The organism is Paraburkholderia sp. MM5477-R1, from assembly GCF_050436385.1.
In the GTDB taxonomy this organism is placed as follows: domain Bacteria; phylum Pseudomonadota; class Gammaproteobacteria; order Burkholderiales; family Burkholderiaceae; genus Paraburkholderia; species Paraburkholderia tuberum.
Window position 1 is genome coordinate 1,511,171 of sequence record NZ_JBNDMC010000007.1, and the last position, 14,655, is coordinate 1,525,825.

General features: G+C 66.7%; 10 protein-coding genes and 2 pseudogenes. 7 read left to right on the forward strand and 5 right to left on the reverse strand.

Going from position 1 to position 14,655, the window contains the following annotated elements; genetic code table 11:
• The first annotated feature begins 16 nt into the window (after positions 1-16).
• Both OKW35_RS35805 and phnX read left to right on the forward strand, forming a co-directional pair.
• Positions 17-1,267, forward strand: coding sequence for a 2-aminoethylphosphonate--pyruvate transaminase (locus OKW35_RS35805; protein ID WP_429554525.1), 1,251 nt, complete (start codon positions 17-19; stop codon positions 1,265-1,267).
• Positions 1,268-1,329: 62 nt separating this feature from the next.
• Positions 1,330-2,133: a phosphonoacetaldehyde hydrolase gene (gene phnX, locus OKW35_RS35810; protein ID WP_184067672.1), complete on the forward strand. Its 804-nt coding sequence runs from the start codon at positions 1,330-1,332 to the stop codon at positions 2,131-2,133.
• Here phnX and OKW35_RS35815 read toward each other — a convergent pair.
• Entirely contained in the window at positions 2,052-3,068 is a 1,017-nt protein-coding gene (locus OKW35_RS35815; protein WP_429554526.1) for a LysR family transcriptional regulator, read from the reverse strand. The genes phnX and OKW35_RS35815 overlap by 82 nt on opposite strands.
• A 44-nt stretch (positions 3,069-3,112) precedes the next feature.
• Positions 3,113-3,432: pseudogene (locus OKW35_RS35820) on the reverse strand (cytosine deaminase); the annotation flags it as partial.
• 300 nt (positions 3,433-3,732) lie between these two features.
• Here OKW35_RS35820 and argG point away from each other — a divergent pair.
• From argG to OKW35_RS35845, 5 genes and pseudogenes are all read left to right on the forward strand, one after another.
• Entirely contained in the window at positions 3,733-5,067 is a 1,335-nt protein-coding gene (argG, locus tag OKW35_RS35825; protein ID WP_429355637.1) for an argininosuccinate synthase, read from the forward strand.
• Positions 5,068-5,246: 179 nt separating this feature from the next.
• Entirely contained in the window at positions 5,247-6,278 is a 1,032-nt protein-coding gene (locus OKW35_RS35830) for a diguanylate cyclase (protein WP_429554527.1), read from the forward strand.
• Positions 6,279-6,435: 157 nt separating this feature from the next.
• A complete protein-coding gene (locus OKW35_RS35835; RefSeq protein ID WP_429554528.1) occupies positions 6,436-7,971 on the forward strand; it encodes a transglycosylase SLT domain-containing protein in 1,536 nt (511 codons plus the stop codon).
• Between the two features lie 118 nt (positions 7,972-8,089).
• Positions 8,090-8,608, forward strand: coding sequence for a RidA family protein (locus OKW35_RS35840; protein ID WP_429554529.1), 519 nt, complete (start codon positions 8,090-8,092; stop codon positions 8,606-8,608).
• 38 nt (positions 8,609-8,646) lie between these two features.
• Positions 8,647-9,093: pseudogene (locus OKW35_RS35845) on the forward strand (3-hydroxybutyrate oligomer hydrolase family protein); the annotation flags it as partial.
• 109 nt (positions 9,094-9,202) lie between these two features.
• On the opposite strand, the gene OKW35_RS35850 reads toward OKW35_RS35845, so the two are convergent.
• The 3 genes from OKW35_RS35850 to OKW35_RS35860 are packed head-to-tail and all read right to left on the reverse strand — an operon-like array spanning position 9,203 to position 14,516.
• On the reverse strand, positions 9,203-12,070 hold the full coding sequence (locus tag OKW35_RS35850; RefSeq protein ID WP_429554530.1) for an Hsp70 family protein: 2,868 nt from the start codon (positions 12,068-12,070) through the stop codon (positions 9,203-9,205).
• Between the two features lie 5 nt (positions 12,071-12,075).
• The gene (locus tag OKW35_RS35855; protein WP_429554531.1) at positions 12,076-13,923 is read right to left on the reverse strand and encodes an Hsp70 family protein; all 1,848 of its coding nucleotides are present in this window, start codon (positions 13,921-13,923) and stop codon (positions 12,076-12,078) included.
• Entirely contained in the window at positions 13,920-14,516 is a 597-nt protein-coding gene (locus OKW35_RS35860; protein WP_187612774.1) for a DUF2760 domain-containing protein, read from the reverse strand. The genes OKW35_RS35855 and OKW35_RS35860 overlap by 4 nt, the downstream gene beginning before the upstream one ends.
• Positions 14,517-14,655 lie beyond the last annotated feature (139 nt).

Sequence of the window (14,655 nt, forward strand, 5' to 3'; positions counted from 1 at the left end):
TATCGGAGTGGCGGACATGGAAAGCGCGATCGGCGGTTCGGCGGCGACATTGGCCGTGGCAGCCGCGGCAACATCGACCCGTTGCACCACACCCTGCGCCGCGCCGGCTGGCGGCGAGCCTTATCTGCTGACGCCGGGCCCGCTGACCACGGCACTATCGACGAAACAGGCGATGCTGCGCGACTGGGGCTCGTGGGACGGCGACTTCCGCGCGATGACCGCCGAGTTGCGCGCGAGCCTGCTGGCGATCGCCGGCGACACCGCGGGCGACTACGACTGCGTGCCGCTGCAGGGCAGCGGCAGCTACTGCGTCGAAGCGATGCTCGGCAGCCTGATTCCGCGCGACGGCCACGCGCTCGTGCTCGCGAACGGCGCGTACGGCAAGCGCGCGGCGATCACGCTTGGCTATCTCGGCCGCGCCTGCACACTGCTCGACAAGGGCGACTACCTGCCGCCGCGCGGCCTCGAAGTCGAGCGCATGCTTGCCGCCGATCCATCGATCACGCACGTGGTCGCGATCCATTGCGAAACGAGCTCGGGCATCCTCAATCCGCTCGATGAGATTGCAGCCGCGGTCGCGAGGCACGGCCGCAAACTGCTGATCGATTCGATGAGCGCCTTCGGCGCGGTGCCGCTCGACGTGCGGCAGATCGCGTGCGAGGCGTTCGTGTCGTCGGCGAACAAGTGCATCGAGGGCGTGCCGGGTTTCGGCTTCGTGATCGCGCGCAAGAGCGCCCTGCGCGAGGCGAAAGGCCGCAGCCATTCGCTCGCGCTCGATCTCTACGATCAATGGGACGTGATGGATCGCACGGGCCAGTGGCGCTTCACGCCGCCCACGCATACGGTGGCCGCGTTCCTCGAGGCGCTGCGTCTCTACCAGCTCGAAGGCGGGCAGCCCGCGCGGCTCGCGCGCTACGCCAACAATCGCGACGTGCTGGTGGCCGGCATGCACGAGCTTGGCTTCGAGCCGCTGCTCAACGGGCGCTGGCGCTCGCCGATCATCGTGACGTTTTTTTCGCCGGCGCATCCGTCGTTCGAGTTCGCGCGCTTCTATGAACTGATGAAGGAGCAGGGCTTCATCATCTATCCGGGCAAGCTGACGGTGGTCGACAGTTTCCGCATCGGCTGCATCGGTCAGGTCGACGAGCAGGTGATGCGACGCGTGGTCGATGCCTGCGCGCAAGCGCTGCGCACGATGGGCGTCACGCACGCGGGGCCGCCGCCCGCCGCGCTCGACGAACGCAAGGCGCTCGCGCAGGCGGCCTGAGCCGCGACAGCAAACCCGCGACGGCAAACCCAATACATTCGGATTCCTGGGGATTCAAGCAGATGAAACACGTGAAGGCAGTGATTTTCGATTGGGCCGGCACGGTGGTCGACTACGGTTCACGCGCGCCGATGGGCGCCTTCGTCGAGACCTTCGAGCAGTTCGGCGTGCCGATCACGATCGACGAAGCGCGCGGCCCGATGGGCATGGCCAAGCGGCCGCATATCGCGGCGCTGATGGCGCTGCCGCGTGTCGCGCAGGCTTGGGCCGAGCGCCACGGCCATACGCCGACCGACGCCGATATCGACGCCGTGTACGACGTGTTCGTGCCGAAGAACATCGCGGTCGCGGCGAGCTACAGCGCGGTGATCCCGGGCGTCGCCGAAGTCGCGAGCGCCTTGCGTCAGAACGATATCCGCATCGGCACGACGACCGGCTATACCCGCGAGATCATCGACGAAATCGTACCGGGCGCGGCCGCGCAAGGCTTTGCGCCGGACAGCATCGTGTGCACCGGCGATACGCCGGAAGGGCGGCCGTCACCGTACATGATCTACCGGACGCTGCCGCTGCTCGGCGTGTGGCGCGCGAAAGAGGCGATCAAGGTCGACGACACCGAGGTCGGCATCGAAGAAGGCATCAACGCCGGCACGTGGGCGGTCGGTGTCGCGGTGAGCGGCAACGCGTTCGGCATGAGCGAGGCGGAGGTGAAGGCGTTGCCGGCCGACGAATTCGCCGCGCGCCGCAACGCCGCGATGGCCAGGCTGAAGGCGGCGGGCGCGCATTACGTGATCGATAGCGTCGCGGATCTGATGCCGGTCGTGTACGACATCGACGCACGGCTCGCGCGCGGCGAGCGGCCTTGAAGCGTCACTTGAAGAAACCGACCGCGAGATCGATGAACTCGCGCACCTTGCGCGGCACGAACTCGCGGCTCGGATACACCAGCGACACGGCCACGTCGCCATTGAGCACCGCATAGCCGTCGAGCACGCGCACCAGCGTGCCGGCGCGCAACTCGTCCTCGACCATTTCGAGCGGCAGCAGGCGCGATGCCCATCGCGCCCAGCGCGGCCTGCTTCTGCATGATCATGCTGTTGACCGTGAACGATGCATCGATGGCGATGCTCTCGCCGCTGTCGTCGCCGTCCTCGCTCGCGCTTTCGGCATCGCCGTCACCCTTGCGGAAGATCCACATCGGGCCGGTCGTGTCGAACGGCGCGGCAATCAGCCGATGCGCGTCCAGTTCGGCCGGCGTTTGCGGATGACCGGCCTGCGCGAGATACGCGCCCGCTGCTACCGGCACCGCGTGCGAGTTGATCAGACGCCGCGCCACCAGCGACTCCGAGCGGATCATATGCTCGGTCACGATGCCGACATCGAAGCCGCCTTCGAGCAGATCGACCCGTTTTTCCGTCAGCGTGACGCGCAGGTTGACTTGCGGAAAGCGCGCCTGATATTCGGCGAACAGCGGCGTTAGCCGAAACAGCGAAAAACTGCCGAGCGCGACGATGCGCAGGTCGCCCGCCACGTCGCGCGAGGCCGTGGTCGCGCGCGACTCCACTTCCTCCAGTTCGGCGAGCAGCACGCGGCAACCGTCCGCGTATTGGGCGCCGGCCTCGGTCAGCACGACCTTGCGCGTGGTGCGCTGAAACAGGCGAATGCCGAGATGCTGTTCGAGGCTCGACACATGACGCGTGACGACCGACGTCGACACGTTCAGTTGCCCGGCGGCCTGCGCGAAGCTGCCGACATCGGCCACCTTGACAAAGGCCTGCATGGCCTGAAAAAGATTGATCATTCGAGTCCAAAAAACGTCTTTGTTGTAGCGGACGGCGTGGCGCATGCGCGCGCGGCGTGGCCGCTTTCGGCGCGCCAGCGGCGCTCGTTTTCGATGCGATCGGTCAGCTTCGGCCCGACTTCGTTGCGATACCAGCGCAAGCCCCAGTTGGTCTTGTCCAGATGCGTATGCCCTTCGACGAAACCGGCAGCAGCAGCGCGTCGCCGCCGTCCTCGACCGGCACACCGGGCTCGCATGGCAGAGCGGCGCCGAGCGCGGCGATCCGGCCATCGACGATCGACACCTCGGCGCGCTTGCCGTCGGCGAGCCGCACGTGGGTGACCAGCGAGGCGTTCGTCGTGGGTCGCGGGGCGGTCGTGGTCATGGGCGGCGGGCAAGGGGAATGAGCGGGATGAAAGGGGTGAACGGCCGGTGCGTTGACGCAACCCGCGATGCTACCCTTAGACGATAATAAATCCGCCCCCGTTACGGCAAATACAGCGTGAATTAATCCGGAAATTCGGCGCGGCGAGATTGCGGCGCGAGGCCGCGCCGACCGGCAAAATCCAAGGCCGGACGGCGGTTCACGGTATACTCCCGCGTAACTTGCCTGATCGCCAGGCTTGCCCGATACTCAGCTGTTACCCCCAAATCTCCCCGTACGTCGAGTTTAACGCTACTGCTTATGAGTACAATCCTTGAAAGTCTTCCGATCGGCCAGAAGGTCGGTATCGCGTTTTCCGGCGGCCTCGACACTAGCGCTGCGCTGCACTGGATGCGCAAGAAGGGCGCCGTGCCGTACGCCTACACGGCCAACCTCGGTCAGCCCGACGAAGACGATTACGATTCGATCCCGCGTCGCGCCACGCAATATGGCGCCGAAGGCGCGCGCCTGATCGACTGCCGCGCGCAGCTGGTCGCGGAAGGCATCGCGGCGCTGCAGTGCGGCGCGTTTCATATCTCGACGGCGGGCGTCACCTACTTCAACACGACGCCGATCGGCCGCGCCGTGACCGGCACGATGCTGGTCGCCGCGATGAAGGACGACGGCGTCAACATCTGGGGCGACGGCAGCACGTACAAGGGTAACGACATCGAGCGTTTCTACCGCTACGGTCTGCTCGTGAATCCGGACCTGAAGATCTACAAGCCGTGGCTCGACCAGCTGTTCATCGACGAACTCGGCGGCCGCTCGGAAATGTCCGAGTTCATGCGCCAGTCGGGCTTCGACTACAAGATGTCGGCGGAAAAGGCGTATTCGACCGACTCGAACCTGCTCGGCGCGACGCACGAAGCGAAGGACCTCGAAAGCCTCGAGTCCGGCATCAAGATCGTGAACCCGATCATGGGCGTCGCGTTCTGGCGCGACGACGTGCAGATCGCGAAGGAAGAAGTGACGATCCGCTTCGAGGAAGGCCAGCCGGTCGCGCTGAACGGCCAGACGTTCCCGAACGCGGTCGAGCTGCTGCTCGAAGCGAACCGGATCGGCGGCCGTCACGGTCTCGGCATGAGCGACCAGATCGAAAACCGCATCATCGAGGCGAAGAGCCGCGGCATCTATGAAGCCCCGGGCCTCGCGCTGCTCAACATCGCATACGAGCGTCTGGTCACTGGCATCCACAACGAAGACACGATCGAGCAGTTCCGCGAGAACGGCCGCCGCCTCGGCCGTCTGCTGTATCAGGGCCGCTGGTTCGATCCGCAGGCGATCATGCTGCGCGAAACCGCGCAGCGCTGGGTCGCGCGCGCGATCACCGGCGAAGTGAGCGTCGAGCTGCGTCGCGGCAACGACTACTCGATCCTCAGCACGAAGTCGCCGAACCTTACGTATCAGCCCGAGCGTCTGTCGATGGAAAAGGTCGCATCGACGTTCTCGCCGCGCGACCGCATCGGCCAGCTAACGATGCGCAACCTCGACATCACCGACACGCGCGACAAGCTGCGCATCTACTCGCAGGTGGGCCTGCTGTCGTCGAACGAGACGTCGGCGCTGCCGCAGGTGAAGGGCGACAAGGAGTAAAGCGGCGCGTCTGATTACCTGAACGTCGCATCGATTGATGGGCCGGCTCGCGAGAGCCGGCCCATTTTCTTTGGGGCTCCCGGATGCGCTCCGGCGCTTGGGCGCGATCCCACATTCTGTGCTCAAGTTTCGCGTGCCTATGCCGTTGACATAAGCTAAGCCCATTCTGGAACCCTTCCGTGCAACTCGCTTACAGTAACGACCGCCTCTCCAGCCGGATGCCAGTCGACTCGACCGCCGCCGGCGAACCCGAGGTCGAATCTTCGGTCATCGAGTGGCTGTTGCACGACGACCAGGTGATGCGCGAGTGCTTCACGCATGCGGCGGAGATTCTGAAGAGCGTGACCGGCGCGGCGATTACCGCGATCGTGCTGCTCGACGAGGAGCATCAGCACTATCGCGCCGAAGTCGGCATGGCGATGCCGCTCGTCACGCGTGCGCGCTCGCTCGCCGACTACGCGGTGCGCGATGCCGACCTGTTCGTGATCGAGGATGCGCACAACGACAGCCGCTTCGGCGAATGCATGCTCGTCAAGCGTCATCCGTTCGTGCGCTTTTACGCGGCGATCGCATTGCGCGCGCCGAACGGCGAGATCGTCGGCGCGCTGTGCGCGATGGACCCGGCGCCGGGCCGGCTCGACGCGGGCCGGCGCGGCGTGTTTTACCACTTGCGCGCGATGATCGAAAACGATCTGAAGATGCGCACGGCCACCGCGATCGATCCGCTTACCCAGTTGTACAACCGGCGCTTCCTGCTCGAAACCATCGCGCGCCGCTGGAAGGAGGCGCGCGACGGCGACGTGATGGGCTCGGTGGTCGTCGACGTCGACTGGTTCAAGCAGTACAACGACACCTACGGTCATCAGGCCGGCGATCACTGTCTGAGTCTGGTTGCCTCCGTGATGCAGGCCGCCGCCGACAGCGAGCGCATCGTGGTCGGGCGCATGGGCGGCGAGGAGTTCGGAATGCTGGTGCTCGAAGCGCAACCATCGATGCTCGAAGACACGCTCGAAACGCTGCGCCAGCGCGTGGCGGACCTCGCGATCGCGCATCGCGCGTCGCCGCTTGGGGTGGTGACGGTCAGCATTGGCGCGTCGCTCACGCGTATCAGCGACCTGTCGCGCCCCGCGCATCGCGACGGTTTCGCGAGCGCTGACCGTGCGTTGTATCGCTCGAAGCATCAAGGACGAAATCGCGTGACGATGGCGTAGCGGGCGTTGGCGATTGCGTCGGTACGGCTCTATCTTCAGTCATGGCGCATTGCTTATAGGACCATCGTCCCATTTTCACCCGTTGCCAGCGTGGCAATATGGATGCGCGTAGTGAACGTCGACGCAGTCGCCGGGTGCGACAGCAGGGTGTTTTACGATGCGCATCATTCAAACGTTGCTGTACATCGCGGCGTTCTGCTCAGGCATGATCGTCGGCCCCGCGGCGTGCGTCGCCGCCCAAAGTGCCGCCGCGCAGCCGGCCGCCTCGTCGGCCCTCCCGGCATCCCCAACCGCCGCGGCGTCGGCTCCCGCAGCGCGCCGTATCGATCTCGGCAATCAACCGTTCACGGGCGATTTCGACGCCATGCTCGACCGGCGTCTGATCCGCGTGCTGGTTCCCTACAGTCGAACGCTCTATCTGAATGAGCAAGGTCACGAACGTGGGCTGACCGCCGGTCTCATGCGGGACTTCGAGCGTTATGTGAACAAGAAGTACCGGGCGACGCTCGGCAAGCGTCCGCTCACCCTGGTCATCATTCCGACGACTCGCGACCAGTTGCTCCCGGGGCTGATAGCGGGCCGGGGCGACATTGCCGCGGGCAATCTGACGGTCACGGAGGTTCGCCTGAAGCAGGTCGACTTCGTGGCGCCGCGTGACCGGACAGCAGTACGCGAAGTGGTCGTGACCGGGCCGAAGTCGCCGGCCCTCGCGAAGCTCGACGATCTCAGCGGTAAGACGGTCCATGTGCGGCCCAGCAGCAGCTATTACGAGAGCCTGAACGCGTTGAACGCGCGTTTTGGCAAGGAAGGCAAAGCTCCGGTGAAACTCGTGCCGCTGCCCGACGCGCTCGAGGACGAGGACGCGATGGAGATGCTCAATGTCGGGCTGCTCCAGATCCTCGTCGTGGACGACTGGAAGGCAAAGGTATGGGCGCCGGTACTGGCTGGAATCGTCGTGCATAACGATATTTCGGTGCGCGACGCAGGCTACATCGGCTGGGCGGTGCGCTTCAAGAGCCCCAAACTGCGGGACGCGATCAACGACTTCTACCTGAATTACGTGAAGAAGCAGAGTGTCGCGGAAGTCCGTCTGCAGCAGGAAATGAAGCGCATCAAGCAGATCTCCAACAATACGGAGTCAGCGAAGCTGAAGCGGTTCGGGCAGACGGTCGGTCTTTTCGAAAAATACGGTGCGCAGTACCGCTTCGATCCGCTTTTGCTGGCGGCTCAAGGCTATCAGGAATCGCAGCTGAACCAGAGCGCCCGCAGTCACGTTGGCGCAATCGGGATCATGCAGTTGATGCCAGCCACGGGGAAGGAACTTGCGGTTGGCGACATCAGGGTGGCGGAGTCCAACATACATGCGGGAGCGAAATATCTCGATGTGCTGATGGCCCGTTACTTTCCCGATGCTCACTTCTCGGAACGGGACCGCTCGCTGTTCGCATTCGCAAGCTACAACGCAGGACCCGCAAAGATCGCCAGAATGCGCAAGGAAGCGGTGGCGCGCGGTCTCGATCCTAACAAGTGGTTCAACAATGTCGAAATCGTAGTCGCCGAGAAAATCGGTATCGAGCCAACGACGTACGTGCGCAATGTCTTCAAATATTACGTTGCGTACCGGCTCGTCCGGGAGGCCGAGGCTGCACGCGCTCGCGCTATCGGGCAGATGCGCAAGCAGGGCGGAGCGTGAGGGAAGCGGGCATCTGAAAGCGCTGTCACCGCAGCGACGTGCCGCAGCCACGCCGCTGCGCGATTATCGAGGCGCGCGCGCGAATAAACGCGGTCGGGCCTTCACGTGGAGTCTGAATATGTCGACCGTTGAAGATCGCTTGGACGCACTTGGCTACGTCTTGCCGGAACCGTTGCGGCTTCCTCCCGGCCTGACGCTTCCGTTCCCATGGGTGCGGATAGTCGGCCACAGGGCTTGCATCTCGGGCCATGGACCGACCAACGCGGACGGCTCGCTGGCCGAGCCACTTGGCAAGGTGGGCAGTCAGGTCTCGCAGGAGCAGGCCTTCGTGGCGGCTCGTCTCACCGCGCTCGCTATTCTGGGCAGCCTCAAGCGCGAGCTCGGAAGTCTGGAGCGCATCGCCTGTTGGACGAGGGTGTTCGGCATGGTCAACTCGGCACCCGGGTTCAACCGACAGCCCGCGGTGATCAACGGCTTTTCGGAACTGATACTCGCTGTCTTTGGCGAGGAGCGCGGCGTTCACGCTCGCAGCGCGGTGGGACTGGCCGAGCTTCCCTTCAACATTCCCGTGGAGATCGAGGCTGAAGTCGAACTTTTTCCACAAGACGCTCGAGCGCTTGCATCGAGCGAGGCGTGAGCTCGTGCCGCCACCGCTGTCGCGAGCGATCGTCTGAGGCCAGCGTCGATGCAATTCGTGTGAATGCGAATCTGCATGGCAAGCCGACCATCATCGTGCAAGGACGCGCGGATGCGCTGGTGCCGATCAATCACGCGTCGCGGCCGTATCTCGGATTGAATCAGGTGGTCGAGGGCAGCGCGAGCAAGCTGGCGCTGTACGAAGTCACGAACGCTCAGCACTTTGATGCGTTCCTCGGCGTCACCGGTTTCGATACGCGTTTCGTGCCGTTGCATTACTACAATCTTCAGGCGCTCAACCTGATGTGGGCTCATCTGAAGAGCGGCACGCCGTTGCCGCCGTCGCAGGTGATCCACACGATACCGCGCGGCGGAGGGCCCGGAGCCGCACCGGCGCTGACCACGGCCAACCTGCCGGCGATCGCGGCGACCCCGGGTGTCAATGCGATTTCCGCAACGAATGGCGCCGTGAACGTGCCGAATTGAGCGGCGCGTGCTGAAGCAATGCGCGCACACGGGTATCCGCCTGGGTGCGCGTTGCTGTGCATCTGGACGCCGCACGAGCGGTGCTGAGCTTCGCGCCGCGCAAAACGCTTTAGCCGCCGATCAGCTTCAACCCGACCGGCAGCGATTCGCCGAACACGCGACCTTCGTCGGCGTTGTCGAGCGCGACGACTTCGCTGACCATCGTGACCCAGGCGCGCGGCGCGCTCGCCGCTTCGAGGCGTCGCACGACGCTCGCGCGCAGCGCGTCGGGCAGATCGCGCGAGCGGTCGCCGGTCATGCGGGCGATCTGGACGGCCGCGAAGGCGGCGGGGTCGACCTTCTTCCAGTCGAGCGCGAGGATCGCATCGAGCCATTGCGCGGCGACCTCGGGCGGCACGACGCTATGCGCGCTGCCGTAAAACGGCTGGCGCGCGCCGATCCGTCCGACCGCCCACCAGCTTTGATGGTTTTCCGCGGGCTTTTTCAGGCGAGCGAGCACCGCCTCGCCGAGTTCGATCTTGCGTTCGGCCGGAATCCGTTCGAGCGATGCGGACAGGCGCACCATATCGGCGAAGCCGGTCTTCGCGACATCGAACGGCAGCTTGTGACGCGATTGCGCGGCCTTCTGCAGATAGTCCATCGCGTCGAGCACGCGCAGCTGCGCATCTTCGCCGAGGCCGCCGGCCGCGCGGCGCCACAGCGTCCACCATTCCGACCATACCTGGCTGTCGGTCACGTACTGGATGCCATCGTCGAACAGCGTCCACAGTTGCTCGACGCGCCATTGGTCGAGCGGATAACCGAAGCCGGGCCGCACGCAATAGCCGGCCAGATTCAGCCACAGCCGTTCGTGATCGGCCGAGCGGCGGCGGCGGCGCGCGCGCTCCCACAGCGCGCCGAACAGTTCGCGCAGCAACGCGCTGTTCCAGCTGTCGCGCGGGCCGAGCAGATGTTCGAGCTGCGCGCGCAGTCGTTTGATCTCCTTCGGGTCGACGTTTTGCGCGCGGGCGCCGAAGCAACGGTCGATCAGTTCGATCGCGCGATCGAGCGCCGGGTGGCGTTGCGGTGCGCCCTCGGCGGATAGCTCCACTTGCGCGTCGGCGTGGCGCAGCTGGAATTCGAGCAGCCAGCGTTGCGACGGCTCGTCGAGCTCGATGCAATGGACGTCGAGCGTGCCGACCTCGGTCAGCGACGTCGCGATGCGCACGGCGGTTTCGCGAGCGCGATGGCCGTCGCGTGGCTGGACGATCGTCGCGATCGGCGGCAGGCGCACGAAGTCGCCGCCCGCGAGGTCGACCAGTTCGCCGGGCTGATACGCGGTGTCCGCGCTCGACGACACCAGGTGAAAGCGCACCGGATGCCGGAGCCGCAGCGCGAACGTGCGGTCCGAGATCAGAATCTCGTGACCTTCCTCGGTGCCGCGCGGCAGCAGGCAGATGCCGCGTTGCGCCGGCGCCGCGTCCGGCTCGGCGTCGTCTTTGCCGGCCGGCGTTTCGTCGAGCACCAGAAAATAGCTGCGCGGCGAACCGCCGCCGATTTTCGGCGCGAAGCCCGCGCGCGCGAGCGTATAGGCGACCGCGCCGCGCGCGACCGCGACGTCGGGGTTGTCGTTGTGCAGCACGTTGAGCGGCGCGCCGCGCCACCCGCCGAGCGTGTCGGCCAGACGCCGCGACAGCGCGTCGGCGCGGAACACGCCGCCGTTGAGCAGCAGCGTGTCGGGAACGGGCAGGGCGGCTGTGCCGGATGCGTCCGGTGTGCTGGAATCCGCCCCAAGGGCCTTGCGCGACTGCGCGGCGAAGCGTTCGAGAAATGCCGCGATATGCCGCGTGACCGCCGCATCGGTCGCGTACGGCAGGCCGAATTCGACGATCGCGCCGCGCGGCCGGCCCGGACGCTCATCGGCGGCCACCCGCGGCAAGAAACCATCGACGATGATCTTCTCGACCTCGTCGCGCGTGACCTGCGTCGTGCGCGCGCCGCCGATCAGCTTCGAGCCCGCGCCGAGCAAGGTGACCGGCGCCGACTCGGGCGCCTGCGCGCCGAGCAATTGCTCCTTCGCGACGCGGCATCGCTCGACCAGCTGCGACAGGCTCGCCGCCGATAGCCGTTGCGGCGCCTGCGCACCGCCGCCGGCACCACCCAACAGCCGCGCCTCGACCCGATGCGCGAGCGCGAGGTCCATGTTGTCGCCGCCGAGCATCAGATGATTGCCGACACCGACGCGCGTCAGGCGCGGCTCGCCGTCGTCGGACAGGCCGACTTCGATCAGCGTCAGATCGGTGGTGCCGCCGCCGACGTCGCAGATCAGCACGAGCCGGGTGTCCGCCAACTCGTCGGCAAGCGTGTCGCGATGCCGGAACAGCCAGTCGTAGAACGCAGCCTGCGGCTCTTCGAGCAGCCGCAGCGACGGCAGCCCCGCGAGCCGCGCCGCTTCGACGGTCAACGCGCGCGCGCCTTCGTCGAACGAAGCGGGCACCGTCAGCACGACGTCCTGCTGTTCGAGCGGCGCCTTCGGAAAGTGCTGGTTCCATGCGGCGCGCACGTGCGCGAGGTAGCTCGCGCTCGCGTCGAGCGGCGAAATCTTGCGGACGTCGTCGGGCGCGCCCCACGGCAGGATCGGCGCGACGCGATCGACCGACGCGTGCGACAGCCAGCTTTTCGCGCTCGCGACGAGCCGCCCCGGCACCTGTGCGCCGAGCAGCCGCGCGAGCCGGCCGACCACGACCGGCTGCGTCGCGTCCTTGCCGAGGCCCGACGCCGCACGCGCACCGGACCACGGCAGTTGCAGATCGGCCGCGCTCAGTTCGCCGTCGGCCGCCTGATAGCGCACCGACGGCAACAGCGGCCGCGCGGCGACTTCGCCGGGGCTCACGAGTTGCTCGATCTCGAACACACGAATCTGCTGCGATCCGGCTTGCGCGTACGCGAGCACCGTGTTGCTGGTGCCCAGATCGATGCCGACGCTGTACCGCTTCATGTCAATCACGCATTCGCGTTGCCGCGCACGTCGAATTCGACTTTCCAGCGCTCGTCGGAGCCGCGCGGGATCGCTTCGAGTTCGAGCGTGCCCGCTTCGGTCACGCGCGCGTGCAGCTTCACCGGCACGACTTCGCCGGCGGTGCGGCCGGCCGCCGGCAGCGTCGCCTGGATTTCCTCGAGTTCCTGCAACTCCTCGGGGCCCCAGTAATCGAGTAGCGTGCCGACCTGATCCTGACGACGCACCGACGAGCCGAAGAAGCGGAAATGCACGGGCTCGCCGACGACCAGCCCGAACTCCTGCGCGGGCAGCTCGGCGTCGGTGCCTTCTTCCATGCCGAACGGCGCGACGCACAGCGCCTGCACCGGCGGCTCGAGCCCGGGCACGGCCGGCATCGCCGATTCGATCGCGATGTAGTACGCGCGCGCGGTGCCGCCGCGAATCCGCACGCCGCGGCCGCGCCGCACGTAGCCGTAGTAGGCCGCGCCGCGCGCGACCGCCAGATCGAGGTCCGCGCCTTCGAGCAGACGGGCCGGCGCCGCGCCTTCGGTCGCGAGCCAGCCGTTCAGCGTGCCCATGATCCGTTCGACCAGCAGCGTCGACTTGAACACGCCGCCGTTGAACAGCACCGCGGTCGGATGCAGGAAGCTCGCGTTGGGCGCGACATGCTCGCGCAGCCCTTCGAGTTCCGCCAGCGCGCCGACCTGACGCCCGAGGAACGCCGCCAGATGCCGCGTGATGCCCGCGTCCTGCGCATACGGCAGGCCGAGCTGCGTCAGACCGACCCGCGCGCGGCTCACCGGACGCGCGGCGCTGTCGACCTGCGGGAAGAAGCCGTCGAGGATGGTCTGTGTCAGTTCGGCGCGCGTCAGCTCGGTGCGGATCGAGCCGCCGATCAGCTTCGAGCCGCGGCTCGGCACGACGAGCGGCACGGTGTCGGTGGCGGGATCGCTGAGCAGCGTTTCCTTCGCCGCGCGGCACGCGTAGGTGAGCGCGCGCAGTTGCCACGCGTCGGCCTGGGTGCCCTGCGCGGCGAGCTTGCGTGCGACCACGTGCGCGAGCGCGAGGTCCATGTTGTCGCCGCCGAGCAGGATGTGATCGCCGACCGCGACGCGATGCAGTTCGAGATTGCCGTCGCGCTCGATCACCGCGATCAGCGACAGGTCGGTCGTGCCGCCGCCGACGTCGACGACGAGGATGATGTCGCCGATCTTGACCTGCTTGCGCCACTGCCCGCCGCTCTTCTGGATCCAGCTATAGAGCGCCGCCTGCGGCTCTTCGAGCAGCGTCATGCGCGTGAAGCCGGCGGCCTCGGCGGCCTCCGCCGTCAGCTCGCGCGCCGCGGGGTCGAACGACGCCGGGATCGTCACGGTGACGTCCTGCTCGCCGAACGGCGCGTCCGGATGCGCGTGGTCCCACGCCTCGCGCAGGTGCGTCAGGTAGCGCACCGAGCTTTCCAGCGGCGACACCCGCGCGACTTCGGGCGGCGCATCGTTCGGCAGAATGCCCGCGCGCCGGTCGACGCCCGGATGGCACAGCCAGCTTTTCGCGCTCGACACGAGCCGGATCGGCGTGCCGGCGCCTCGGCTGCGCGCGAATTCGCCGACCGCGAATTCGCGCTGGCCGGTCCACGGCAGGTAGAGGTCGCCGGAGGCCAGTTCGTCGGGATGCGGCAGGTACAGGAACGAGGGCAGCAGCGGCAGATTATCGATTGCGCCGGGGCCCGTGAGCTGGGCGATCGACAGCACGTCCTGGGTGGTTTTCTCGCCGTCGCTCGCGTGCGTGTCCACGTAGGACAACGCGCAGTGCGTGGTGCCGAGATCGATGCCGATCGAATAGCGTGCGTCGCTCATAGCTCCACCTCCGCCGGTGCGATGACTTTTGCGTTATGACCGTCCGCCAGCTTCGGCAGACGCACATCCTCGACGCGCCAGCCGCGATGGCTGATGCTGCCGTTGAACGGCGCACTGCCGACCACGTTGCCGGTCAAACGGACCGAGCTCGCGTCGAAGCCTGCGGGCAGCGTCACGCGGCTGCCTTCGGCTTCGTCGCGCACCGGGCGGATCGTGAAGTGCTCGCGCAGCGTCGCGCGGCAGCCTTCGTGCACGAGGCGCGCGGCCGCGCCGATGTCGGCGTCGCTATAGGCCTTGATGTCTTCCTCGACGAAATCGATGAAGCGCGCGTCGCGTTGCAGCAGACCGAGCAGTTGCAGCGCGGCGTCGGGGGAGGCCTCCTTCAGCACAGGCGCGGGTTGCGGCTTCGGTTGCGGGGCGGCGGGGGCCGGGGTTGGCGTGGCGGCGGGGGCGGCTGCCGGGGCCGCGCCGATCTTTTCGCCGTTGCGCAGGCGCAGGACGTCGGCGGCGAAGTCGCCATTGCCGAGAATGCTGAAAAACGTGCCGACGGCCAGCGAAATGCGGCCGAGGAAGGATGGATTCGAATCGCTCATAAAGGCTCCTGATCTGCTCTGTTGGGGACGAGCGGTCCTCGCCGCGCCGCGTGCGCCGGGCAGCGAAGCTGACGGGCCGGGCGGGGCTGTGATGTTGCGGGTCGGCGCGCGGCCCGGGGCGACGATGCAACCGCCGGGC